Source organism: Bradyrhizobium aeschynomenes (assembly GCF_013178945.1).
In the GTDB taxonomy this organism is placed as follows: Bacteria; Pseudomonadota; Alphaproteobacteria; order Rhizobiales; family Xanthobacteraceae; genus Bradyrhizobium; species Bradyrhizobium aeschynomenes.
This window is the reverse complement of the sequence record NZ_JABFDM010000006.1, coordinates 1-23,833: the sequence shown is the minus strand read 5'-3', so window position 1 is coordinate 23,833 and position 23,833 is coordinate 1. Positions and strand designations below refer to the sequence as shown.

Sequence of the window (23,833 nt, the reverse complement as noted above, 5' to 3'; positions counted from 1 at the left end):
GGACGTCGGCTCAGTTCGCTGACGCGCCAGCCCTCACGTTCCAGAGCTTGAGCAGGCGCTGCGCCTCATCCAGCGTCAGCTCGAGATACCTGTTCTTCAGCTTGGTGAGCTCATCGGGCTTGGTCGCGCCTGACACGAACCGGCTGTCGAGGATCGCTGCAACCGTGGTCCAGCTCAGACCCGCGGCCTTGCACGGCACGAGAATGCCGTCGCTGCGCAGGCTCTGCATCAGCGGCCGCACCAGCTCGATGCTGCATTTTGCCAGCTCCGCGATGGCCGCGATGGTTTCGGTATAGCGGCGCTGACGCGCGAAATCGAGCAGCGCGGCCTCGTTCAGCTTGCCGGCCTGCTTCAACTGCCCGACCGTCAGCTTGGCGCCACCGAAGTCGCGACAACGCGACATGCCCTGCTCGGCGTCCGCCGTCGCGGCTGCGATCGCGCTGCGGATTTCCTCGTAGAGATGCGGCGGCGCCGACGCGAGCAGCCTGGCCTTCACCGCTTCGGTTGCATTCTGCAGCAACGTCCTGCGCAACGCGGACGGCAGATCGGCGCGAATGCCCGTGGCAATGGCCAGTTCCGGGTCGGCGATCGCCTGCGCCAGGATGATCGAGAAGCCGGCCGCCGAAATCCGTGCACCGGGATTCTTCATCAGCTTCCGGCTGACGCTGGGAAAACGTCGGATCAGAAGCGCGTCGGTGACGATCTCCTGCAGCCACCAGCGCCCCGCGATGGCAATCAGGTGCTTCTCGCTGCGGGTATTGGCGATCTCGATCAGATCCTCGGCGTTCAGCCGTGGCGACTCCGAGAGCACCGGCCCGGCCACGGCGATGTCGTCGTGATGCGCGAGCCGCCGGATCACAGCGATGGGGGTCTGAGGGACGGGAGCGAGCTGGGCGCTGAGCTCGGCGAGCGCGATCCGGGCGCCGACATCGGCCAGCGCACGCAGCTCGATCGTGTTGACGAGGCGCTCGAAGACGTCGGCGAACAGGGCGTGCTGCTCGATATCCAGATTGCCTGCCGAGGCAATGAACAGCGAGGCAACGCGCTCCGCCACGCTGGAGCAGCGTTCCGCCGAGCCGGTGGCAATCGCCGCCTGCACGTCTTCGACGATGGTGTTGTGGGGGTTCGACATCGCTCGTCCTGAGCGCTTGAGTTGCGAGCTGGGCAACACGGTAAATCCTGCCGCTAAATGTTTGGTAAAAATTGAACTAAACAGTTCCGCGCGAACAGGACCTGCGGTCGCCCCCCGTTTTGCTGCGCCAGTGCGATCCCCGGAGTTCGCCGGAGCCCTTGACACTTCTCGCAATTTGCCTGTATGGCCCGCGCATGATCTTCAACCGGACCAACCGCCGCGCCGTCGTTTGCCGTCGTCACCGCCGTGACGATGCCGGGGCGCGCCATGTCCGAAGACGTTGCTGATCGACCAACTCATCAGCTTCAGGTTTTCGAGAAGGCCGCTCCCGCAAAGGAGCGGCCTTCTCGCTTTTCGGCCCGTGGTTTCCCCCCTGAGCATAGGAGATTGAACATGCTGACCGCCCCCCATCCTTATGAGGCTCTGATGGACATCACGGCGCGTCCGCGCACGGTCTTCGTCCAGGGCAAGGGCTCCTGGCTGTGGGACGACAGCGGCAAGCGCTATCTGGATTTCATCCAGGGCTGGGCCGTGAACTCGCTCGGCCATGCGCCGCCCGAACTGGCCCAAGCGCTCGCCGACCAGGCTACGCGGCTGATCACGCCGAGCCCGGCCTATTTCAACGACACCAGCCTGAAGCTCGCCAAGGCGCTGGTCGATCGCTCCTGCTTCGACCAGGTGTTCTTCACCAACTCCGGAGCCGAAGCCAATGAAGGCGCCATCAAACTGGCGCGCAAATACGGCACACTGCGCAAGAACGGCGCCTACGAGATCATCACCTTCGAAGGCGGCTTCCACGGCCGCACGCTGGCGACGATGTCGGCTTCCGGCAAGAAAGCGTTCGAGCCCTTGTTCGAGCCCAAGGTGCAGGGCTTTCCCAAGGCGCGGCTGAACGACATCGCCTCGGTCGAGGCGCTGATCTCGGGCAACACGGTTGCGATCATGCTGGAGCCGATCCAGGGCGAGGCTGGCGTATGGCCCGCGACGGACAAGTTCCTGCAGCAATTGCAGGCGCTGACGACCAGGCACGGACTGCTGCTGATCGTCGACGAGATCCAGACCGGCATGGGACGGACTGGAAAGCTGTTCGGCTATGAGCATGCCGACGTCCTCCCCGATATCATGACGCTCGGCAAGGGCATCGGCGGCGGTGTGCCGCTCGCGGCCCTGCTGGCAACGGACGAGGCTGCGTGCTTCGAACATGGCGATCAGGGCGGCACGTTCAACGGCAATCCGCTGATGTGTGCGGCCGGGCTTGCGGTGCTCGATCTCGTCGAGAAGCCGGAGTTTCTCAAAGCCGTCGTGGACAACGGGATCTATCTCGAGAGCGAGCTGCAACGCATCTCGGCGCGGCACGGGCTCGGCGATGTGCGCGGACGCGGGCTCCTGCTCGCACTCGATGTCGTCAGACCGATCGCACCAGCGCTGGTGGCGCACGCCTTCGAGCTAGGCCTGCTCTTGAATGCGCCTCGGCCCGACACGCTGCGCTTCATGCCGGCACTCAACGTGACCCGGGACGAGATCGCAGCGATGATCGACGTGCTGGATGGCCTCCTTACCAAGGTTGGCGCCGCGCGCTGCGTTGCGTAGCGGCTGAGGTCGTGCCAGGGCCGGCGCGATGTCTATGCGCCGGGCCGGCCGGCCAAGATGTGCGTCCGGAACGTTGCAAGCAGGTCACAGCGCCGGCCGGCGTCGATGCTGGTCGGGAGCAGCAGCACGCTGCGCGGCCCGGCGTTCGCGAGCTCTGCCAGCTTGGACCGGACCTCGTCATGGCTGCCGATCAGGGACCGTGCGAGGAAGCCCTCGATGCTGGTCGGCGACACCCATGCACGAGGCCCCGCGGACACCTGCCGCCTACGATCGAAGAACTGCTGCAGGAACGGCGCCGCCTCGGCGATCGCGGCCTCCCGGGTCGGCGCGCTGCAATAGAACCGCGATACCACGAGCCGCGCGTCTGCCCCCGTGTTGCGCTCCCGATAGCTCCGCAGCATCCGCTTGATGTCGTCGAGCGTCGAGGTCAGGCCGGCCATCAGTCCGTGGCCATGCGTGGCTGCGTCGTCGAGCGCGGCTTCGCTGGCCGATGCAATCCAGGTCGGGATCGGCCGCTGCAGCGGCCGTGGCGTCAGCCACAGGCGATCGACGTGGTAGTAACTGCCCCGATGCGACACCTCATCCTCCGTCAGGAGACGCTGGATCAGATGCAGCGCCTCCAGCATCCGCGGCCGCGCTTCATCGGACGAGACAGCGAAATTCCGGTTCTGCTCCGGGAACGGTCCGCCTCGTGCGATGCCGAAATCGAGCCGGCCGCCGCTGAGAATGTCGATGGTGGCAATGTCCTCGGCGACTTCGATCGGAGGGCGAAACGGCAGCAGCACGGCTGCAGTGCCGAGACGAATGCGCGTCGTGCGGGCCGCGAGAAAGCCGAGCAGCGCGAAGATCGAGGGACTCGAACTGCCGGCATCGAAATGATGTTCGGAGATCCAGGCCTCGTCGAACCCGAGTGCCTCGGCTTTGAGCACCAGGTCGGTTTCAGCCTGAATAGCCGCGTGATGGCTGTCACCGTGATTGTCGTAGGGGCAGAAGATGCCGATGCGGAGATGGGTGGTCATGATGTCGAAATCTATCGGCATTGCCCCGCCCTTTCCAGTCGATTGACCTGGATCAAAGACAACGCGTCCCGTGAGCAACGATGCTGTCGGGGCCAGACGCCTGCGATCCGATGACATACGCTATATTTGTATGGATATAGCGTTGCACGGGATGTGATCAGCTCGGAGGGGGCAAGGCTTGCCGGAACCAAGCTGATGTTCATTCCGCCGACAACGAGGTCGGCACGACACAAGGAGACGCACGAATGGCGAAAGACAATCTGGCTCGGGTGCTGCCCGTGGAAGACACCAGGAGCCACATCGCCGCCGCGGCCGCGACGGAAGAGGTGTTGATCCATGTCCGCTTCTTCCCGAACTCGGCCATCAACTCCATTGGCGAGAAGCCGGCCGGCCTGACCGCCGACCAATGGTACGAGCGGCTGCTCGATATGGCTCGTCCGCACTACCAGACCTTCGCGGGCGGCCGTGGCTTCTTCCGCATCCCGCGCCCCTGCTTCGACGCGATCCTGAAGGATGTCGCAGCCTGACATCTCGCCTCCGTTTGGATGAGGCCGTGAGCGTCCTCTCTGCCTCATCCCCGTCGACCGCGGTGGGCCGGGTCCGCCGCGGTCGATCGTGATGTCACGGGCTGCGCAGGAGAACGGCAGTGGCGCAATCGGTGTTCAGAGAGTTGCAACAGAGTTTCCGCGCCCTGCTCGCCGACTGGCCCGGCTCAAGCGCGACCGTCGAGAGCCTCACCGATCAGGCCTTCGATTTGTTCGAGGCCAATATCGGCGCCCAGTCGGCGCATCTGCCGGCGCTCGCCTGCGAGAAGGGCTGTCCCTCGTGCTGCGCGCTCCGTGTCACGGCAACTGCACCCGAGATATTTCTGCTCGCCCGCTACATCCGCCAGATCGACCAGCGGATGCCGTCGACGGCGCTCGGCCTGCTGTCGCGCCGGGTCAAGCTCGCCAACCGGGCGACGCGTGGCATGGGCGAGACCGAGCGGATGAAGCTGCGCCAGCCCTGCCCCTTCGTGGTGCGCGGCGCCTGCATCATCCATCCTGCCCGTCCCCTTGCCTGCCGCGGGCACGCATCCTTCGATCGGCGCGCCTGCACCCAGGCGGTGGCTGGACGCGATGTCGAGGTCCCGATCTCTGGGCCTCATGTCGCACTGCGGGGACTGATCCAGGACGCGCTGATGTCGGCGCTCGCGGAGTCCGGTCTCGCCGCCGACCTGTACGAGTTGAACCAGGGGCTCGCGCTGGCGCTGGATGATCCGCAGCGCGAGCGTGCCTGGCTCGAGGGGCAGGACAGTCTGGCGCCTGCCAGGATCGAGCAAGCCAAGACGGGCCAGAGCAACGCGATGCTGTGGAGTCGCGCCGCCGATCGCGCGGCAAAAGCCGACGATCAAAGCTAGCGAACCGTCACGGCTTGAGGATCGAGGCTCCGGTGGTGGCGCGGCTTTCGAGATCGGCGTGCGCCCGGCCCGCATCCTTCAGCGCATAGGCGTGATTGATCGGAACATGCAGCTTGCCGCTGATCACGGCCGAGAACAGCGTGTCGGCGCCTTCGAGCAGTTCCGAGCGCTTGCCGACATAGTCGTTGAGCTTCGGCCGGGTCGCAAACAGCGAGCCGTGACTGTTCAACTCGGCGATCGAGAACGGCGGCACCGGGCCCGAGGCGTTGCCGAAGCTCACGAACAGGCCGCGCGGCTTCAGGCATGACAGCGAGCCTGGGAAGGTCGACTTGCCGACGCCGTCATAAACCACGTCGCACAGCTCGCCGCGACTGATCTGCTTCACACGCGCGACGAAGTCCTCTTCGCTGTAGATGATGACGTGGTCGCAGCCATTGGCGAGCGCGAGGTCGGCCTTGGCCTTCGAGCCGACGGTGCCGATGACATGCGCCCCGAGCGCCCGCGCCCACTGGCAGGCCAGCAGGCCGATGCCGCCGGCGGCCGCGTGAATCAACACGCGGTGATGCGCCTCGACCTTGAACGTCTTGTGCAGCAGGTACCACACCGTCAGCCCCTTGAGCATCAGCACGGCGCCCTGCTCATAGGTGATGTGGTCGGGCAGCTTGACGAGGCGCTGCCAGCCGATGTTGCGCTCGGTAGCGTAGCCACCGAGATTCTCGTAGTAGGCCACGCGGTCGCCGGGATGAAAATGGGTGACGCCAGGCCCGACCGCGATCACCTCGCCGGCAGCCTCGTTGCCGGCGATGAACGGCAGCCCCGGCGCCTTGTACAGGCCGGTGCGATAGTACACGTCGATGAAGTTCAGGCCGATCGCGTGCTGGCGGATACGGACCTCGCCGGGTCCGGGCGCGGCGATTTCGACCGGCTCATAGACGAGCGCCTCCGGCCCTCCCACCTTGTGCACGCGCACCGCCTTGGCCATCGGGGCCCCTCCCTGCAGAACCTGTGTGACCGGATCGGACGATCCGATCCAACACATCCGGACGCTTATCTGATTCTCGGCAGACATCCGGTTTCGCCGGACGAGCGGGTCACTCCCGCAAGCGCGGCCTGGCAAAAGCCAAGGCGATCACGACGGTCTTGTCAACAATTCAGCCCGCGCGCTTCCTGCGGTTGCGCGAGGCCATCACGTTGAAGGCTTCGACCGCCAGCGCAAACACGATTGCGAAGTAGATGTAGCCGCGCGGAATGTGGAACTCGAAACCGTCCGCCACCAGCGCGACACCGATCAGCACCAAGAAGGCGAGTGCCAGCATCTTGGTGGTCGGATGGTTGGCGACGAAGCGCGCGACCGGCCCGGATGAGACGTACATGATGATCACGGCAATGATCACGGCGGCGATCATGATCTCCAGATCCTGCGCCATGCCGATCGCGGTGATGATGGAGTCCAGCGAGAACACGAGATCGATGACGATGATCTGCAGGATCACCCAGAAGAAGCTGCTGCCGCCGCCGCCGGCCTGCGGCCCATCCTCCTCGCGGGCCTCGACCTCGGCGTGAATCTCATGCGTCGCCTTGGCGATCAGGAACAGGCCGCCGGCGATCAGGATGATGTCGCGCCAGGAGAAGCCGAGCTTGCCGACCGAGAACACCGGCTGGGTCAGCCCGATCAACCAGACCAGCACGCTGAGCAGCATGATGCGGAAGATCAGCGCCAGCGCCAGTCCGATCTGCCGGGCGCGCGTCGACTGCGGCTCGGGGATGCGCGAGGTGATCACCGACAGGAAGATGACGTTGTCGATGCCGAGAACGATTTCGAGCGCCGTCAGGGTCAGCAGCGCGGCCCAGGCTTCGGGACTTGTCAGAAGGTCGATCATGATTTCAAGGATCTCAACAGGCGGATCGCGGAGTCGCTCGCGACGATGTAGAGGCCGATGGCGCACAGCAGCGCTGTGACGATCGGGCCCACGGCAAAATTCTGGCGGAGCACGTGAATGACGAGCACACCCCAGAGCGCGACGAGCGGCAGCGTCAGCCAGCGCAGCCGCTGGACACGGACTGGATGGATGACGTGAAACGGGACGAAGGTCAGCGCGATCAGGATCGCGAGGCCGAGCGTCGCCAGCAGCGGCGTCGGGTGCAGCATGAACAGATAGAACGCTGCAATGTTCCACAGGCCGGGAAAGCCGCGGAAGTGGTTGTCGTCGCTCTTCATGCGGCGGTCGGCGAAGTACAGCGCGCCGGTCACGGCGATGCCGATGCCGATCACCGGCGCGGCCAGCGGCAACAACATGCCGCTCGCGGTGATCGCATAGGCCGGCACGAAGACGTAGGTCGTGAAGTCCACCACGAGATCGAGCACGTCGCCGGACCAGTCCGGCTGCACGTTGAGGACGTCGAGCCAGCGCGCCAGCGGCCCGTCGATGCCGTCGATGACCAGTGCGACCCCGAGCCACCAGAACATCGCGGCCCAATGCTCGCGCACCGCCTCGAGCATCGCCAGCAGCGCGACCCCGGCGCCGAGCGCCGTGAAGACGTGCACCGAGAACGCAGCGGCGCGGCGCAGCGGCGTGGCAGATGCGATGCTGTCTGGTCTGAGCTGATCCATTCCGGTCCAGTGCTATCAGGAATCGAAGTGAATTGCATATCGGCGATTGCGACGATGCGCCGCGCAGGCGTGCGGATCACACTTGAAAATGCCGGAAGGAACGTCAAATGTTCCGGCATGACCCACGCAGACACCAGCTTCGATGTCATCGTCGTCGGCGGCGGCCCCGCGGGGCTCGCCGCCGCCATCGCCCTGTCGCAGACCGGCGCCCGGACGGCGCTCGTGGCTCGCAAGGCGCCGTATGCCGATAATCGCACCACGGCCCTGCTCGGCGGCTCGGTCGACTTCCTCGATCAGCTTGGCGTTTGGGCAGCCTGCCGCGACCGCGCCGCCGGCCTGAAGACGATGCGCCTGGTCGACGACACCGGCCGGTTGATCCGGGCTCCCGAGGTGCGCTTCGACGCCGACGAGATCGGGCTCGAACTGTTCGGCTACAACGTCGCCAATGCCGTGCTGGTCGAGGCGCTGGAGAAGCGCGCCGGCGAGATCGAGGGATTGGTGCGGATCGCCGAGGATGCGGAGAGCGTCCACAGCGGCGCCGATGCCGTCACGGTCACCAGCGCATCCGGCCGGGTGCTGACCGCCCAGCTCGTCGTCGGCGCCGATGGCCGGCATTCGTTGTGCCGCGAGGCCGCCGGCATCGGTGTCAGCCGCCGGACGCTGCAGCAATCGGCGCTGACGTTCAACATCACCCACGCGCGTCCCCATCACGGCGTGTCGACGGAATTCCATACGCCGCAGGGACCATGCGTGTTCGTGCCGCTGCCCGGCGACCGCTGCAGCGTCGTCTGGGTCGCCGCGCCGAAGGAAGCCGAGCGGCTGTTCGCTCTCGATGATGACGCGCTGTCCGCCGCCGCCGAGCGGCAATCGCATTCGATCTTCGGCCGCGTCCGTGTCGAGCCCGGCCGCCACGTGTTCCCGCTCGCGATCGAGCGGCCGCAGCGCTACGCCCAGAACCGCGTCGCCCTGATCGGCGAGGCAGCGCACGTGGTGCCGCCGATCGGCGCGCAGGGACTGAATCTCGGCCTGCGCGACGGCATCGACATTGCTGCCGTCGTGCAGAAGGCCAAGGCCGCCGGCGAGGATCTCGGCGCTTCCCAGGTCATCGCCCGCTACGGCGCGGCCCGTCGCGCCGACATTCTCAGCCGCACCTTCGCGATCGACATGGCCAATCGCTCGCTGCTCAGCGACCTCCTGCCGATGCAATCGCTGCGCGCCGTCGGCATGCACCTGATCGGCGGCTTCGGCCCCCTGCGGCGGCTGGCGATGCGTGAAGGCCTGGCGCCCTCCTGGCGTATGACGCGCAAGGCGGGCTGACCGGATGTCACGGGAACACGAGCCGGCCACTCTGGATCAGCCACATCACGCTGGTGAGTGTGACCACGGACGCGAAGGTGCCGATCAGCACCGCTGATGAGGCCGGCTCGATCCAGCTGTCGTGCTGACGCGCGATCACGAACACGTTGAGCGCTGGCGGCAGCGCCGCCATCAGCACCGCCGTCGCCGCCCAGGGCTGCGCGAACGGTCCGAACAGCAGCATCAGTCCGAACGAGATCAGCGGGTGGATCACGAGCTTCACCACGGTCAGGACCGGCACCTCCCAGGGCAGCCGCTCGAACGGCCGCAGCGCCACGGTGACGCCGAGCGCGAACAAAGCGGTTGGCGCTGCGGCGTTCTGCAGGAACTGCAGGGTGCGATCGACGACGGTCGGGGGATGGAGCTGGAGCGCAGCCGCCAGGATGCCGGCCGCGGTCGCCATGATCAACGGGTTCTGCACGATCTGACGCAACACGGTGCGCAAGGCATGCGCCAGCGAGGCGTGATCGCGCTCGGTGAGTTCCACCAGCAGCGGCACGATCGAAAAGAGGAAGATGCTGTCGCAGCAGAAGATCAGCGCCGTCGGCGCCGCCGCCTTGGCCCCGAGCACCGACAGCGCAAGGCCCGGCCCCATGTAGCCGATGTTGCCATAGCCGCCCGCGAGCCCGGCCATGGTCGCTTCGCGCAGGGACAGGCGCCCGATCACCTTGCCGAGCAGCAGCGCCAGGGTGAAGGTGAGCATCGTCGCAAGCGTCGTTGCAACCAGGAAGGGAGGGTTGCTCAGCTCCGCAAACGGCGTGCGGGCGATGAGGTTGAACATCAGGGCCGGCAGCGACACGTAGAGCAGGAAGAAGTTCATCCAGGACAGCCCGGCCTCGGGCAGCCCTTTCCATTTACCGCAGGCGAAGCCTATGAAAACGACCCCGAAATACGGCAGGGCCAGGTTGAGAATGTCGAACATCGGTTTTGCAGATGACCCGAAGCGGGCCCGGAATGCAGGAGGTCGCGGCACGGCGCGAATCGCCGATGTCTAGATTAAATCCGCGGCCGGGGCACTAGCATCGGCCTCAATCCTGGTCTATTCGACTAGAATGATCAAAGCGCGAACTGCCAAGTTTCAGATCGGCCAGATCGTCCGGCATCGAGTGTTCTCGTTCCGGGGCGTGATCTTCGACATCGACCCCGAGTTCAACAACACCGAGGAATGGTGGCTCTCGATCCCCGAGGAAGTCCGGCCGCACAAGGACCAGCCGTTCTACCATCTGCTGGCCGAGAACGCCGAGTCCGAATACGTCGCCTACGTCTCCGAGCAGAACCTCGTTCCCGACGACACGGGTGAACCGATCCGGCACTCCCAGGTTGCAGAGATCTTCATCAAGGACAAGTCCGGCGGCTACCGTCCGCGCAACCCGCTATTGAACTGACGGCGGCTGCCGCCCGTCTCGCGCTTGCCGCCAGCCGTACCTGAGGCGGGCTTGATCTGATCGCCAACAACACAGCGACTGACAAAAAAGGCGCTCCTTTCGGGGCGCCTTTTGCTTCGTGAATGTCTCGGGCGTTGCCGGCGCTATTGCTTCGCCTGCGGCTGACCGCCTTGGGTCTGCTCCAGCTTCTTGCGCTGCTCCTCGGCGCGCTTTTGCAGCTCTTCCTGCAGCTTCTGCTGGGTCTTTTCGAACTCCTTCGGATCGGTCGGCGGGCCGTCATAGGCCTTGGCGAAGCTGCTGCCGCCTTCCTGCAGCGGCAAGGGCAGCGTCAGCGCGGTGCCGTTGGAGTTGATGGCCTGGACGAACAGGTTCTGGCCCTTCTTCAGGCTGGCCACAAAATCCGGGGTCGCTTCGTAGTCCGACATGCAGCCGTTCTGGAAGCAGATGACGTAGCCGCTCTGCAGCGGCTGGTTGTTGTCGACCACGATGCGGGTGCCGGGCTGCAGTTGCATGCCGAGCGGCAGGGTCACGCGCAGGATCTTCTTCGGCTCGCCTTCCGGCTCGATGATCACGGCCGCCACCACCGGTTGACCGGACTCGATGCGGCCGTCCTTGCCGATGAAGCAGACCTGCTTGGCGTTGGCGTCCTGCCCCTTGAGGCAGAACTTGGTCCAGGGCGCGTAGATCAGCTGCGGCATCTCCTGCTGGGCCTGCTGCGGCTGGCCGCCGGCCGGGGGACTGGCAGGGGCCTGGGCGGCAGGAGCGGGAGCTTTGGGAGCGGCAGCCGGAGCCTTCGCCTTCGGTGCAGCAGGCGCCTGAGCTTGCGCAGCAGAAGCAAAGGAAACGGCCAGCGCGGTGACCGCCAGCAGGGCGACGAGCCGCCCACGCGGCCCAACCGACGAGGCCAAGTCACGGAAATTCATTGCGGAAAACCCTTTCTGAACGGCAGCGCCCGAGACCGCCAAAGGCGCCACACCAAGCCGTTGAAGCGGCTGTCTCCTCAGGAAATGAGGCGGTTAAGTGACAGGCGTTGCCGCCCCTGCTTAATCGCCCGCTTTCATAACGCGGTGCGCGGAAGAATCAATGCCGCGAGACCATGTCGAAGCCGCGGTCTAGCGCGGGCGAGCCTGTGGTAAAAGCCCTTCGTGGCCCGTTCCGAATCAAATGCTTGCACCCCGATGCTGATGCTGCAGCGCATGTTGCGCGCCGCGGCGGGATGGAGCGGCGTGATCCTGGCGCTGTTGCAGCCGATCTACACTGGCCGCGCAAACGCCGCCGATACCGCCGCAATCGCGATGCACGGCGATCCGGCCCTGCCGGCCGATTTCGACCATATGCCCTACGTGAATCCGGCCGCCCCCAAAGGCGGCCGCCTCGTGTGGGGCCTGCTCGGCACGTTCGACAGCCTGAATCCGTTCATCGTTCGCGGCGCTGCGGTGCAGCAAATCCGCGGCCATGTAGTGGAAAGTCTGCTCACCCGCGGAAATGACGAGGCTTTCACGCTGTATGGGCTGCTGGCTCGTAGTGTCGAGACCGACGACCGCCGGACCTATGTCACGTTCCATCTCGACTCCCGCGCGCGGTTCTCGGACGGCCGCCCGGTGCTGGCCGAAGACGTGGCGTTCTCCTTGGCGCTGTTGCGCGACCATGGCCGTCCCAACCACCGGCAGTTCTACGGCAAGGTCGCCAGGACCGAGGTGCTCGATCCGCTGACGATCCGGTTCGATTTCGGCGGCATGGAGGATCGCGAGCTGCCGCTGATCCTCGGGCTGATGCCGATCCTGCCGAAGCATGCCGTCGACGTCGCGACCTTCGAGGACACCACGATGGCGCCGCCGCTGGGGTCCGGACCCTACCGTGTCACCGCGGTGCGGCCGGGAGCGAGCGTCACCCTGACCCGCAATCCCGACTATTGGGGCCGCGACCTGCCGGTCAACCGCGGATTGTGGAACTTCGACGAGATCAGGCTCGATTATTATCGCGAGGCCAATGGCCAGTTCGAAGCTTTCAAACGCGGGCTCTACGACTTCCGCGTCGAGACCGAACCGCTGCGCTGGCACGACGGCTACGACTTCCCGGCGGCACGCAATGGCGAGGTCGTCCGCGACAGCTTCACCTCGGGCATGCCGCAGCCGTCGCAGTTCCTGGTGTTCAACACCAGGCGCGCGGTGTTCGCCGACATCAGGGTGCGCCGTGCCCTGACCTTGCTGTTCGATTTCGAATGGATCAACCGCAACTACTTCTTCGGCCTGTACCGTCGCAGCGGCGGCTATTTTGCAGGCTCCGAGCTGTCGGCCTATGGCCGCGCAGCGGATGCGACCGAGCGCGCGCTGCTGAGGCCGTTCACGGCGCAAATCCCTGTCGACATCATGGATGGCAGCTATCGCCTGCCGGTGACCGACGGCTCGGGGCGCGATCGCAATGCGCTGAAGGCCGCGCTCGATCTGCTTGCCGAGGCCGGCTACCATCTCGACGGGACGGTGCTGCGGCACCGGACCACGCAGGCACCACTCGCGTTCGAAATCCTGGTCACGACGCGCGATCAGGAGCGCATCGCGCTGGCCTATGCCGGCAGTCTCAAGCGCGCCGGCATCGACGCATCGATCCGGGTGGTCGATCCCGTGCAGTTCGACCAGCGTCGCCTGAGCTTCGAGTTCGACATGATCCAGAACCGCTGGGACCAGTCGCTGTCGCCGGGCAACGAGCAGGCCTTCTACTGGGGCAGCGAGGCGGCGGACCGGACCGGAACCCGGAACTACATGGGTGCCAAGGATCCCGCCATCGATGCCATGATCGCCGCGCTGTTGCGGGCCCGCGACAGGACGGAATTTATCTCGACCGTTCGCGCATTGGACCGTACCCTGATGGCCGGGTTCTACGCTATTCCAGTGCTCAATGCCGCCGAGGAATGGATCGCTCGGTGGAATCGTATAGAACGGCCCAAGAGGACAGCTTTGACGGGAGCGCTCCCGGAGAGCTGGTGGCAGCGGCCGGAGCCGGCATCGAAATGACCAACCGGGGCAGTTGGTCGTGACCGGGTCCGTGAAAGTACGGGGCAACAGGTGAATCAGGCCAATACGTCGCCGACGCTCGACGCGTTGTTTCAACGCATCCTGGCGCGCAAGCCGGATGCGGTTGCGCTGGTCGATCCGATCAACAAGCAGCGCGTCACCGGGCGGCCGCCGATGCGCCTGACCTATGCCGAAGCCGATCGCGTGATCTCGGCGTTGGCGGCGCACTTCATCGACGCCGGCCTGCCCGCTCATTCGGTGATCGCGGTCCAACTGCCCAACACGATCGAATTCGTGCTGACGGTGCTGGCGGCGCATCGCGCCGGCCTCGTCGTCGCGGTGTTCCCACTGCTGTGGCGTCAGTCGGAGCTCGTGGCGGCGCTGAACCGCACCAGCGCCCGCGCCATCGTCACGATGTCGAAGATCGACGGCGTGATCCATTCCGATCTCGCGATGAACGCGGCGGCGGAGGCATTCTCGATCCGCCACGTCTGCGGCTTCGGCTCCGACCTGCCCGAGGGGATGTATTCGCTGGACCAGTCGATCGCAAAACCCTCGCGCTCGACGCGCGGGCTCATGCCGGACGGCCGCAAGGCCGCGATCGTCTCGTTCGACGTGACCGCCGACGGCTTCCGCGCCGTCCCGCGCACCCATCTGAGCCTGATCGCCGGCGGACTCGCCATCTCGCTCGAGAGCGATCTACCGCAGGGCGTGAACATGATGTCGGCCTTCCTGCCGTCGTCATTCGCCGGCCTTGCCGCCACGGTCGTGACATGGCTGTTGTCCGGCGGCACCCTTGCGCTGCACCACCCGTTCGACGCCGACGCGCTGGAACAGCAGCTCGCGGAGTTCGCCTGCGATACGCTGATCGCGCCGGCCCAACTCGCGTTGCGTCTCGACGAGGGCGACCTCGCCTCGCGGCTGCCGAACCTGCGTTACGTGCTCGGCATGTGGCGCGCGCCCGAGCAGGTCGCGTCGAGCGCATCGTGGAAGACGCGCGACATCGAGATGACCGACGTCTATCTGTTCGGCGAAGCCGGGTTGTTCGCCGTGCGCCGCACCGCGGCCGATGGCAGTCCCGGGCCGGTCAAGCCGGGCCGCCAGGGCGCGCCGCGCGAACAGCCGGGCTCGTCGATCGCCGGCGAGGTCCTGGTGACGCCGAAGGGCACGCTCGGACTGCGGGGGCCGATGGTCGTGCTCGCGGCCTACGCGCCACCGCCGCCGCCGAGCGACTCGCTGATGCCGGCAGCGCCGCGCGACTACGTCGACACCGAATACGCCGTGCGCCTCGACCGCGCCCAGGACACGATCTCGATCACGGCGCCGCCGGCCGGCGTGATGGCCGTTGGCGGCTACCGCTTCCTTGCGCAGGACCTGCACGAATGGTCGCGGCGGCTCGGCCAGGGCGCGCTGCTGACCGCTCTGCCCGACCGTCTCAGCGGTCACCGTCTCGCGGGCCGCGCGATGGACAATGCGCGCGCACGGGAAGCGCTCGCGGAACTCGGACTCAATCCGCTGATGGTCGAGGCGTTTCGCGACCGTGCAAGTTCGGGCGGCTGAAGCTGCCGTCCGGGCGAATGCGGAGCGCACGTGTTCGGAACAGTGTTGACGCCGCGTTAACGGGAGAGACCTAGGATCGCGACAGTGTCGTCAGCGTATCCTGAGTTCCCTGGATGTCCCAACAAGGCCCGCTTCTCATCGTCTCCAAGTCCACGCGGCCTTCGCTGACGGCGGCCCTCGCGGCGGCGCAAATTCTCCCGACGACGGAAGCCCGCTGGGCCGATGCGACTAGCGCGATTGCGCGGGTTCAACCTGCCGCCGTTCTCGCCGTGATGGAGGGCTCTGACGCGTCTGACATCGCCGCGCTGTCGCGCCATGTGAACGCACGCAAACCCTACATCCCGATGATCGCGATCGAGCCGGGCGACACCGCCCTGCCCGACAATGCCATTCCCCTGCACGGCAGCGACAATCATGAGCGGCTGCTGGCGCGGCTGCGCGCCGCGCTGCGCGTCCGCACCCTGCACACCACGGTGCTGCGCCGCCTCGACGAAAAGAGGACGCCGGAAGCGACGCTGCCCGACACCGATCCGCTCAATGACGCGACCGTGCTGCTGCTCGGCCGCGGCGGATCGCTTCCCGGGCTGTCGGTCGCGCTCGGCGAGCGCATGGCCGTGGTCGGCGCGCTCAGCATCGAGGCCGCCGCCAAGCACCTGTCGAGCCGCGACATCGACGGCATCGTGCTCGGCGAAGGCTTTTCGCCGCGCGTGGTCGATGCGTTCCTTGCCGTGCTCGCCGAGGACACCCGCTTCCGCAATCTCGGCGTCGTCGTCACCGCCAACCAGCCGGCGCCGCTGCAGGAACTCGCCAATCTCGAGATCATCGCCGGCGACCCGCAGCGCATTGCGGCCCACGCTCTGCCGCTGATCCGGCAGCACGCCTTCGAAGCCCGCCTCAACCGCACGCTGCGCGCGATCGAAGCCGGCGGCATGCTCGATCCTCAGACCGGCCTGCTCACCCGTAATGCCTTTGCCCGCGACTTCGCCACCGCCGTCAGCCAGACCCAGAAGAGCGGCGGCAGCCTGGCGGTCGCCCGCTTCGCCTTCGATCCGGTCAATCCGCGCGCGCAATATGACGGCGCCCGCATCATCAGCCGCCTGATGCGGCGGATGGATTTCGGCACCCACGAGGACAACGGCTCCGTCGTCGTCGTGTTCGCCGAGACCGACCTGCGCTCGGCCCACGCCATCGCCCGCCGCCTCTCCAGCGTGATGCGCCACACCTCGCACGGCAAGCGTGACACCCGCACTGAGCCGTCGATCACCGTCGCCGCGTTGCAGCCCAATGACACGGCGCGCACGCTGCTGGCCCGCGCCTATGGCGAGGCGCAGCGCGCGGCGTCGTGAGGCGGGGCAGCCGCCGGATGAATTCCCGGCGGTGATCTCGCGTTAGTCCGAGTCAAGCAGACGGTTTTCCAGCGCCAGCATGTATTTCTCCTGATATGCGACGGCAGAGGCCTGGGTTCCTGTCGCGTTTCGCCGACCCGGTCCGACAAAGCCGTTTCTGCAGGCCTCGCGCCAAGCTTCAAACTCGCGGCGCTTGCCAGCTGCAGCCAGGATTGCTGCGACAACGATCTCCCTCATTTCAAGCCGGGATTTTGCCATGGGCTCCGTTGCCGCCCGGCTGAATATGTCGACGTCGCAGTATGGCTGAAAGTCCGGCAAGACCTTTTGCAGCAGGGTATCGACGACGTCTACGAGATGACAACGGATGGCGTCAGCCTCCGGAGGAAAAAAATATACATGATTGGATTTGTGATCATTTACGACCCGTAGCACAGCGATCGGATACAGCTGGGTTCGCGCCTTGCGGATCTCGGGCACGTCGGGACCATCATAGGGCGACGGCGGCCGGAGGTCGCGAAGCATCTCCTCAGGCTTCGGCCAGCGAAACCACGTCGTCCACGTCACGAGCAGCGCGCCGCGTTTTTGGATGTGAAAGCCGAACTCCGCCTCTAGCCTGATCTCGGGGCCACGGCAAAGTTCGATGATGAGGCGGCGTGTCCTTCTGCCTTCCACGACGGTCCCTCTCACCGCGAGGTCCTGCTGTTCGACCGTGCTCACAAGGAACGCCATGAGTTCTTTGACGAGAGACAGCATCTCATCGCTCAAGCTGTGCAGGGATTACCCAGGTTCACGATAGACAAGGTTGATCCGAATTGTCGAGCCGTTGTGCTGCGTAGGGCGGGCAAAGGCGCATGCAAGGTCTTGCCGCATGCGAGCCATCAGATGGCGCCGTGCCCGCCATCTGACGGCACGACGCGACGCGCGACGGTGGGCACGCTGCCGCCTGACGGCGGCCGCTTTGCCCCCCGTACCGCAGCTCATTGATGGCTGCGCCCGCAATGACGTTGGTTGAATTGATCACGGTCTCAGCCAACCGCGTACATCTTGAGAGCGCGCATTCGCCCCACTCGTCTGCTGAAATCCGCCAATCGCTCAGGGCATCTGACGAGGCGGAGCAGGCATCATGCACAACCGGCAATCCCGCGACGAGACCGATTGGGTCAGCGTCGTTGCAATCGTCTCGGTGTTTCTCATCGCGAGCTTCGCGCTACATTTCGGCTGGCAACTTCGATGATGCTCACCCGGCGGCGCCTCATGCCGCCTTCTTCTTCTCCGCGAGCTCAGCCAGCTCCTTCAGGATATCCGTGGTCCCTGCCAGCCGCTCCTCCGGCGTCTCCCAGACCTGCAGGAACACCACCTTCATGTCGGGGCGCACCTTGGCGGCCTGGCCGTGGCGCTTGATGAAGGCCACCAGGCGCTCGGGATAGGCGAAGCTGTTGTCGCGGAAGGCGATGACGGCGCCCTTCGGGCCGGCGTCGACCTTCTCGACATTGGCGCGGCGGCAGTAGTTCTTGATCGCGGCGACCTTGAACAGATAGCGCGTCTCGTCCGGCAGCTTGCCGAAGCGGTCGCGCAGCTCGGCCGCAAAATTCTCGATCTCCTCGTCGGTCTCGAGATCGGCAAGCCTTCGGTACAGCGACAGCCGCACGGAGAGGTCGGAGACGTAGTCTTCGGGGATCAGCACGGGCATGCCGATGGTGATCTGCGGCGACCAGCGGTCGACTGTCGGCTCGGTGATCCCCGCCTTGAGGTTCTCGATCGCCTCCTCCAGCATCGACTGATAGAGCTCGAAGCCGACCTCCCTGATGTGGCCGGACTGTTCGTCGCCCAGCAGATTGCCGGCACCGCGGATGTCGAGGTCGTGGCTGGCGAGCTGGAAGCCGGCCCCCAGCGTCTCCAGCGACTGCAGCACGCCCAGGCGCTTTTCGGCCAGTGGGCTGATCTTGTGCGTCGACGGCAGGGTGAACAGCGCATAAGCGCGCAGCTTGGAGCGGCCGACGCGGCCGCGCAGCTGATAGAGCTGGGCGAGGCCGAACATGTCGGCGCGGTGCACGATCAGCGTGTTGGCGCGGGGAATGTCGAGGCCGGATTCGACGATCGTGGTCGACAGCAGGATGTCGAACTTGCCGTCGTAGAACGCCCCGATGATGTCCTCGATCACGGTCGGCGCCATCTGGCCGTGCGCGACGGCGACCTTCATCTCCGGCACGGTCTTGTCGAGGAACTCCTTGACCTCGGCGAGATCGTCGATACGCGGCACGACGTAGAACGCCTGACCGCCGCGATAGCGTTCACGCAGCAGGGCCTCGCGGATCATCACGGGGTCGTGCGGCGCGACGAAGGTGCGAACGGCGAGCCGATCGACTGGCGGCGAGGCGATGATCGACAACTCGCGCACGCCGGTGAGAGCGAGCTGCAAGGTGCGCGGGATCGGCGTTGCCGACAGGGTCAGCACATGCACCTCGGCGCGCAGCTGCTTCAGCCGCTCCTTGTGGCTGACGCCGAAATGCTGCTCCTCGTCGACGATGACGAGGCCGAGATCGCGGAACTTGATCGCCTTGCCGAGCAGCGCGTGGGTGCCGACGACGATGTCGACCGAGCCGTCGGCGAGGCCCTTCTTGACCTGATTGAGCTCCTTGGTCGAGACGAGGCGCGAGGCCTGCGCGACGTTGACCGGAAAGCCCTTGAAGCGCTCAGCAAACGTCTTTGCATGCTGGCGCGCGAGCAAGGTGGTCGGCACGACGACGGCGACCTGCTTGCCGTCGAGCGCGACGGCAAAGGCGGCGCGTAGCGCCACCTCGGTCTTGCCGAAGCCGACGTCGCCGCAGACCAGCCGGTCCATCGGCCGGCCCGCTTCGAGATCGGCGAGCGTCGCCTGGATCGCAGCGAGCTGATCCTCGGTCTCGTCATAGGGGAAGCGGGCGCAGAACTCGTCATAGAGGCCGGCCTGCACCGGCAGTTTCGGCGCCTCGTGCAGCATGCGCTCGGCGGCGATCTTGATCAGCTCGCCGGCCATCTCGCGGATCCGGTTCTTCAGCTTGGCCTTGCGGGTCTGCCAGCCCGAGCCGCCGAGCTTGTCGAGCTCGACATTCGTCTGATCGGAGCCGTAGCGCGACAACAGCTCGATGTTCTCGACCGGCAGATACAGCTTGGTCTCGCCGGCATAACGCAGCTCGAGACAGTCATGCGGCGCGCCGGCGACCTCCAGCGTCTGCAGGCCCACGAAGCGGCCGATGCCGTGATCGACGTGCACGACGATGTCGCCGATGGCGAGGCTCGTCACCTCCGAGATGAAATTGTCGAGCTTGCGGCTGGCCCGGCGCGGCCGCACCAGGCGGTCGCCGAGAATGTCCTGCTCGGAGATCACCGCGATCTGGTCAGTCTCGAAGCCGGATTCCAGCCCGAGCAGCGCAAGCATGGTCTCGTTGCGCGGCGTCGCCTGCACGACGCGCCAGGTGTTGACGCTGGTGACGTGGATCAGCTTGTGATCCTTCAGCATGCTGGCCATGCGATCGCGCGAGCCTTCGCTCCACAGCGCGATCACCACCTTCTTGCGCACCGATTGCAGCGCCTGCACATGCGCGACCACGGCCTCGAACACGTTGACCGAGGCGTCGTTGCGCTCGGGCGCGAAGTTGCGGCCGGCCCGCGCGCCGATGTCGACGACACCGGCGCCCTCGGGCACGGCGAACGGCGTCACCCGCGCCAGTGGCACGGCGGCGAGCCTCTCAGCCCACTCCGTCGACGTCAGATAGAGACGGTCGACCGTCAGCGGCTTGTAGATCGCGCCGCCGCCGGGATGCTCCATCGCCTCGCGGCGCGCGTCGTAATAGTCGATGATCTGCTTGAAGCGCTCGCGCGCGGCGTCCTCGCCCTGCGGCTCGATCACGATGGGCGTGTTCGGCAGATAGTCGAACAATGTCTCCATCCTGTCGTGGAACAGCGGCAGCCAGTGCTCCATGCCGGGATAGCGGCGGCCTTCGCTGACCGCCTCATACAGCGCGTCGTCACGTTCCGGCGCGCCGAACTCGGCGACATAGCCCATGCGGAAACGGCGGATGGTGTCGGTGACCAGCTGGAATTCCGAGACCGGCACGAGATCGAGCGAACGCATGTCGAGCAGGGTGCGCTGCGTCTCGGCGTCGAAGGTGCGGATCGATTCCAGGCTGTCGCCGAAATAGTCGAACCGGACGGGCTGATCGAGCCCGGCGGGAAACAGATCGAGGATGCCGCCGCGCACGGCATATTCGCCGCTCTCGCGCACGGTGGAGGCCCGGACATAGCCATTGTGCTCCAGCCACGCGACGACGGAATCCATCGGCACGACATGGCCCGGCGCGACTGACAGCGCCTGCCCCGCCATGGTGTCACGCGACGGCACGCGCTGAACGATGGCATTGACCGTGGTCAGCACGATCAGCGGCTTGTCGCTGCCGGCGAGGCGCGACAGCCGGGCGAGCGTGGTCACGCGCTGGGCCAGGATGCCGCCATGCGGCGAGACGCGGTCATAGGGCTGGCAGTCCCAAGCTGGGAACTGCATCACCGGCAGATCCGGCGCGAAGAAATCGAGCGCCCGCGCCAGCTGCTGCATCCGATTGCCGTCGCGGCAGACCACGGCAAGGCTGACCGCCGGCGGCTTCGGCCGGGCGGCGATCGCACGCGCCAGATCGGAGACGACGAGGCCTTCGGCGCCCTCGGCGACATTGGCGAGCGTAAGCGCGCGCCCCGGCGCGAGGTGCTCGGCAGGCGACTTGACCGGGCTCTTCATCAGTCGGCGTCCACCGCGCGGAACGCCTTGATGCGCGCGAACAGTGCCGGCGTCTGCTCCGGCGGCAACGGCCGGGCGCCGGTGATGGCAGCATAGAAATCCGGGTCTGGGACCTCCAGGAGCTGCTCCAGTTCGGCCAGTTCGCTCTCGCTGAGCGTGCCGATCTCGGCGTCCGCAAAGCGCCCGAGGATCAGATCCATCTCACGGGTGCCGCGATGCCAGCAACGGAACAAGAGCCGCTTGCGGCGGTCGTCGAGGCCTTGGCTCGATCGGGTGGTCCCTGTCATCGCGGTATCCCTGCAGTACAACGCCGAAAGCCCGGACTGTGCCGGGCGCGGCTCGATATAGCGGTGCGCGGGGCTTATGTCAGCCCTCCCCGCCGCAGAACCGGCATGCCGGCTTCGCCGGAAACCGGCGAAAAAAGAGGTGGATGTCTCGGAATTCACGGCTATTCCGACCGTCAAACGGCTTTAAGTGTTCGGTCCATGCGCCCAAGCGTCCTCAATCCCCTGTTCGCGCCGGTCACCACCCTGTCGGGAGTCGGGCCGAAGCAGGACAAGCTGCTGCGCTATCTGCTCAGCTGCAGCGAGACGCCGCGCGTCGTCGACCTCTTGCTGCACCTGCCGGCCAGCGTCATCGACCGCCGCAACCGGCCGAAGGTGCGCGACGCCGAGGTCGGAACCGTGGTGACGCTGGAGGTGACGGTCGACCGCCACCGCCCGTCGCGCAACGCCCGCGCGCCCTATCTGGTCTATGCCAGCGACGAGACCGGCGACGTCGTCCTCACCTTCTTCCGTCCCAAGGGCGACTACATCGAGAAGATCCTGCCGGTGGGCGCCAAGCGCTACGTCTCCGGCACGGTGCAGCTGTATGACGGCATTCCGCAGATCGTGCATCCCGACCGCATCCTCGATGAAGCGGGGTTTGCCAAGCTGTCCGGGATCGACCCGGTCTATCCGCTGACCGAAGGCCTCGCCCTGGGCTCCCTGCGGCGCGCGATCGCATTGGCGCTGACGAAGCTGCCCGATTTGCCGGAATGGATCAGCCCCGAGGTGCTCCGGCGCTGCCGCTTCCCGTCGCTGAAGGACGCGCTGCATCGGGTGCATGTTCCGCAGGAGCTGACGGACATCCTGCCCGAAAATCCGTTCTGGTCGCGGCTCGCCTTCGACGAGCTGCTCGCCGGCCAATTGGCGCTGGCGCTGGTGCGGGCGCAATTGCGCCGCCCCGCGGGCAACCGCCATGCCGGGGACGGCCACCTGCGCCGCAGGATCATCGACGCCCTGCCCTATGCGTTGACGAACTCGCAAGGCCTGGCGATGGACGCCATTGCGGCCGATCTCGAAAAGCCGGTGCGCATGCTCAGGCTGCTGCAGGGCGACGTCGGCTCCGGCAAGACGGTCGTGGCGCTGCTCGCGGCGGCCGCCGTGGCCGAAGCCGGCAAGCAGGCCGCGCTGATGGCGCCGACCGAGATTTTGGCGCGCCAGCACGCCAAGACCATCACGCCGCTGGCCGAGCGCGCCGGCATGACCATCGCCATTCTCACGGGACGCGAGAAGGGCAAGGAACGCCGCGACATCCTCGCCCGGCTCGAAGCCCGCGAGATCGACCTGCTGATCGGCACGCACGCGCTGATCCAGGACGACGTCGTCTTCACGTCGCTGGCGCTTGCCATCGTCGACGAGCAGCACCGCTTCGGCGTGCGCGAACGGCTGGCGCTGACGTCGAAAGGCGAGGCCGTCGACGTGCTGGTGCTGTCGGCAACGCCGATCCCGCGGACGCTGGTGCTGACCTATTTCGGCGACATGGACATTTCCGAGCTGCGCGAGAAGCCTGCCGGCCGCCAGCCGATCGACACCCGCGCCGTCGCCGACACTCGCCGCACAGAGGTCATCGACGCCGTCGGCCGCGCGCTCGACGCCGGCAAGCTGGTGTACTGGATCTGCCCGCTGGTCGAGGAATCCGAGGCCGAGGGCATTGATCATCTGACCAACGCCACCGACCGCTACGAGAGCCTGCGCGAGCGCTTCGGCGAGCGCGTCGGCCTGGTCCACGGCAAGATGAAAGGCAGCGAGAAGGACGAGGTCATGAACCGCTTCGCGGCGCATGAGCTGCGGCTGCTCGTGGCCACGACGGTCGTCGAGGTCGGCGTCGACGTGCCCGCGGCGAGCATCATGGTGATCGAGAACGCCGAGCGCTTCGGCCTGGCCCAGCTGCACCAGCTGCGCGGCCGCATCGGCCGCGGCGCGGAGGCCTCGACCTGCATCCTGCTCTATCACGAGCCGCTGGGGCCGATGTCGAAGGCGCGGCTCGCCGTCATCCGCGAGACCACCGACGGCTTCCGCATCGCCGAGGAGGACCTCAAGCTGCGCGGCGAAGGCGACGTGCTCGGCATCCGCCAGAGCGGCCTGCCCGGCTATCGGATCGCCCGCCCCGAGGTGCATGCCCAGTTGATCACCCAGGCCCGCGACGAGGCGCTGCGCATCCTGAAAGAAGATCCCAAGCTGAAGGGCCCGCGCAGCGACGCGCTGCGCTGCCTGCTGTATCTCTACGAACGCGACGAGGCGATCCCGCTGCTGACGGCGGGATGATTAGGGCGTGGACTCATAAGCCTTGGCCCAGAGGCGGGTTGAGCCGAGTGCGACTGCCGCGAGAAAGT

Annotated in this window: 19 protein-coding genes; 9 read left to right on the top strand and 10 right to left on the bottom strand. The window is 66.3% G+C overall.

Annotation, left to right across the window (positions count from 1 at the left end; translation table 11 throughout):
- Window positions 1–10: 10 nt before the first annotated feature.
- On the bottom strand, window positions 11–1,132 hold the full coding sequence (locus tag HL666_RS18370) for a DUF2336 domain-containing protein (RefSeq protein ID WP_172132107.1): 1,122 nt from the start codon (window positions 1,130–1,132) through the stop codon (window positions 11–13).
- Between the two features lie 393 nt (window positions 1,133–1,525).
- Between HL666_RS18370 and HL666_RS18365 the strand changes: the two genes are divergently transcribed.
- On the top strand, window positions 1,526–2,722 hold the full coding sequence (locus HL666_RS18365) for an acetylornithine transaminase (RefSeq protein ID WP_172108947.1): 1,197 nt from the start codon (window positions 1,526–1,528) through the stop codon (window positions 2,720–2,722).
- A 32-nt stretch (window positions 2,723–2,754) separates the two neighbouring features.
- On the opposite strand, the gene HL666_RS18360 is transcribed toward HL666_RS18365, so the two are convergent.
- The gene (locus HL666_RS18360) at window positions 2,755–3,741 is read right to left on the bottom strand and encodes an LLM class flavin-dependent oxidoreductase (RefSeq protein WP_172182853.1); all 987 of its coding nucleotides are present in this window, start codon (window positions 3,739–3,741) and stop codon (window positions 2,755–2,757) included.
- Window positions 3,742–3,986: 245 nt separating this feature from the next.
- Here HL666_RS18360 and HL666_RS18355 point away from each other — a divergent pair, with 245 nt between their 5' ends.
- Both HL666_RS18355 and HL666_RS18350 read left to right on the top strand, forming a co-directional pair.
- A complete protein-coding gene (locus tag HL666_RS18355; protein WP_172182851.1) occupies window positions 3,987–4,268 on the top strand; it encodes a hypothetical protein in 282 nt (93 codons plus the stop codon).
- 119 nt (window positions 4,269–4,387) lie between these two features.
- On the top strand, window positions 4,388–5,140 hold the full coding sequence (locus HL666_RS18350) for a YkgJ family cysteine cluster protein (protein ID WP_172182849.1): 753 nt from the start codon (window positions 4,388–4,390) through the stop codon (window positions 5,138–5,140).
- Window positions 5,141–5,147: 7 nt separating this feature from the next.
- On the opposite strand, the gene HL666_RS18345 is transcribed toward HL666_RS18350, so the two are convergent.
- From HL666_RS18345 to pcsA, 3 genes are all read right to left on the bottom strand, one after another.
- On the bottom strand, window positions 5,148–6,122 hold the full coding sequence (locus HL666_RS18345; RefSeq protein WP_172182847.1) for a quinone oxidoreductase family protein: 975 nt from the start codon (window positions 6,120–6,122) through the stop codon (window positions 5,148–5,150).
- Between the two features lie 169 nt (window positions 6,123–6,291).
- Window positions 6,292–7,020, bottom strand: coding sequence for a TerC family protein (locus HL666_RS18340; RefSeq protein WP_172108962.1), 729 nt, complete (start codon window positions 7,018–7,020; stop codon window positions 6,292–6,294).
- The gene (gene pcsA, locus HL666_RS18335) at window positions 7,017–7,751 is read right to left on the bottom strand and encodes a phosphatidylcholine synthase (RefSeq protein WP_172108964.1); all 735 of its coding nucleotides are present in this window, start codon (window positions 7,749–7,751) and stop codon (window positions 7,017–7,019) included. Before pcsA ends, HL666_RS18340 begins: the two co-directional genes overlap by 4 nt.
- A 117-nt stretch (window positions 7,752–7,868) precedes the next feature.
- On the opposite strand from pcsA, the gene HL666_RS18330 reads away from it, so the two are divergent.
- Complete coding sequence (locus tag HL666_RS18330; RefSeq protein WP_172182844.1) at window positions 7,869–9,068, top strand: UbiH/UbiF family hydroxylase; 1,200 nt, start codon at window positions 7,869–7,871, stop codon at window positions 9,066–9,068.
- 7 nt (window positions 9,069–9,075) lie between these two features.
- On the opposite strand, the gene HL666_RS18325 is transcribed toward HL666_RS18330, so the two are convergent.
- Window positions 9,076–10,029: an AEC family transporter gene (locus tag HL666_RS18325; RefSeq protein ID WP_172108968.1), complete on the bottom strand. Its 954-nt coding sequence runs from the start codon at window positions 10,027–10,029 to the stop codon at window positions 9,076–9,078.
- Window positions 10,030–10,159: 130 nt separating this feature from the next.
- Here HL666_RS18325 and hspQ point away from each other — a divergent pair, with 130 nt between their 5' ends.
- Window positions 10,160–10,492: a heat shock protein HspQ gene (gene hspQ, locus HL666_RS18320; protein ID WP_172108970.1), complete on the top strand. Its 333-nt coding sequence runs from the start codon at window positions 10,160–10,162 to the stop codon at window positions 10,490–10,492.
- Window positions 10,493–10,635: 143 nt separating this feature from the next.
- On the opposite strand, the gene HL666_RS18315 is transcribed toward hspQ, so the two are convergent.
- Window positions 10,636–11,415, bottom strand: coding sequence for an invasion associated locus B family protein (locus tag HL666_RS18315; RefSeq protein WP_172108972.1), 780 nt, complete (start codon window positions 11,413–11,415; stop codon window positions 10,636–10,638).
- 261 nt (window positions 11,416–11,676) lie between these two features.
- On the opposite strand from HL666_RS18315, the gene HL666_RS18310 reads away from it, so the two are divergent.
- The 3 genes from HL666_RS18310 to HL666_RS18300 all read left to right on the top strand — a co-directional run bounded on the left by HL666_RS18310 (window position 11,677) and on the right by HL666_RS18300 (window position 16,409).
- Window positions 11,677–13,503: an extracellular solute-binding protein gene (locus HL666_RS18310; RefSeq protein WP_172183244.1), complete on the top strand. Its 1,827-nt coding sequence runs from the start codon at window positions 11,677–11,679 to the stop codon at window positions 13,501–13,503.
- A gap of 51 nt (window positions 13,504–13,554) precedes the next feature.
- The gene (locus HL666_RS18305; RefSeq protein WP_172182842.1) at window positions 13,555–15,063 is read left to right on the top strand and encodes an AMP-binding protein; all 1,509 of its coding nucleotides are present in this window, start codon (window positions 13,555–13,557) and stop codon (window positions 15,061–15,063) included.
- Window positions 15,064–15,176: 113 nt separating this feature from the next.
- A complete protein-coding gene (locus HL666_RS18300) occupies window positions 15,177–16,409 on the top strand; it encodes a GGDEF domain-containing protein (RefSeq protein WP_172182840.1) in 1,233 nt (410 codons plus the stop codon).
- Window positions 16,410–16,451: 42 nt separating this feature from the next.
- Here the strand turns inward: HL666_RS18300 and HL666_RS18295 are convergent, their stop codons facing one another.
- The 3 genes from HL666_RS18295 to HL666_RS18285 all read right to left on the bottom strand — a co-directional run bounded on the left by HL666_RS18295 (window position 16,452) and on the right by HL666_RS18285 (window position 21,464).
- On the bottom strand, window positions 16,452–17,162 hold the full coding sequence (locus HL666_RS18295) for a hypothetical protein (RefSeq protein ID WP_172182838.1): 711 nt from the start codon (window positions 17,160–17,162) through the stop codon (window positions 16,452–16,454).
- 499 nt (window positions 17,163–17,661) lie between these two features.
- The gene (mfd, locus tag HL666_RS18290; protein ID WP_172182836.1) at window positions 17,662–21,177 is read right to left on the bottom strand and encodes a transcription-repair coupling factor; all 3,516 of its coding nucleotides are present in this window, start codon (window positions 21,175–21,177) and stop codon (window positions 17,662–17,664) included.
- The gene (locus tag HL666_RS18285; RefSeq protein WP_172108982.1) at window positions 21,177–21,464 is read right to left on the bottom strand and encodes a succinate dehydrogenase assembly factor 2; all 288 of its coding nucleotides are present in this window, start codon (window positions 21,462–21,464) and stop codon (window positions 21,177–21,179) included. The genes mfd and HL666_RS18285 overlap by 1 nt, the downstream gene beginning before the upstream one ends.
- A gap of 198 nt (window positions 21,465–21,662) precedes the next feature.
- Here HL666_RS18285 and recG point away from each other — a divergent pair, with 198 nt between their 5' ends.
- Window positions 21,663–23,765, top strand: a complete 2,103-nt coding sequence (gene recG, locus HL666_RS18280; protein WP_172182834.1) for an ATP-dependent DNA helicase RecG — start codon at window positions 21,663–21,665, stop codon at window positions 23,763–23,765.
- Window positions 23,766–23,833 lie beyond the last annotated feature (68 nt).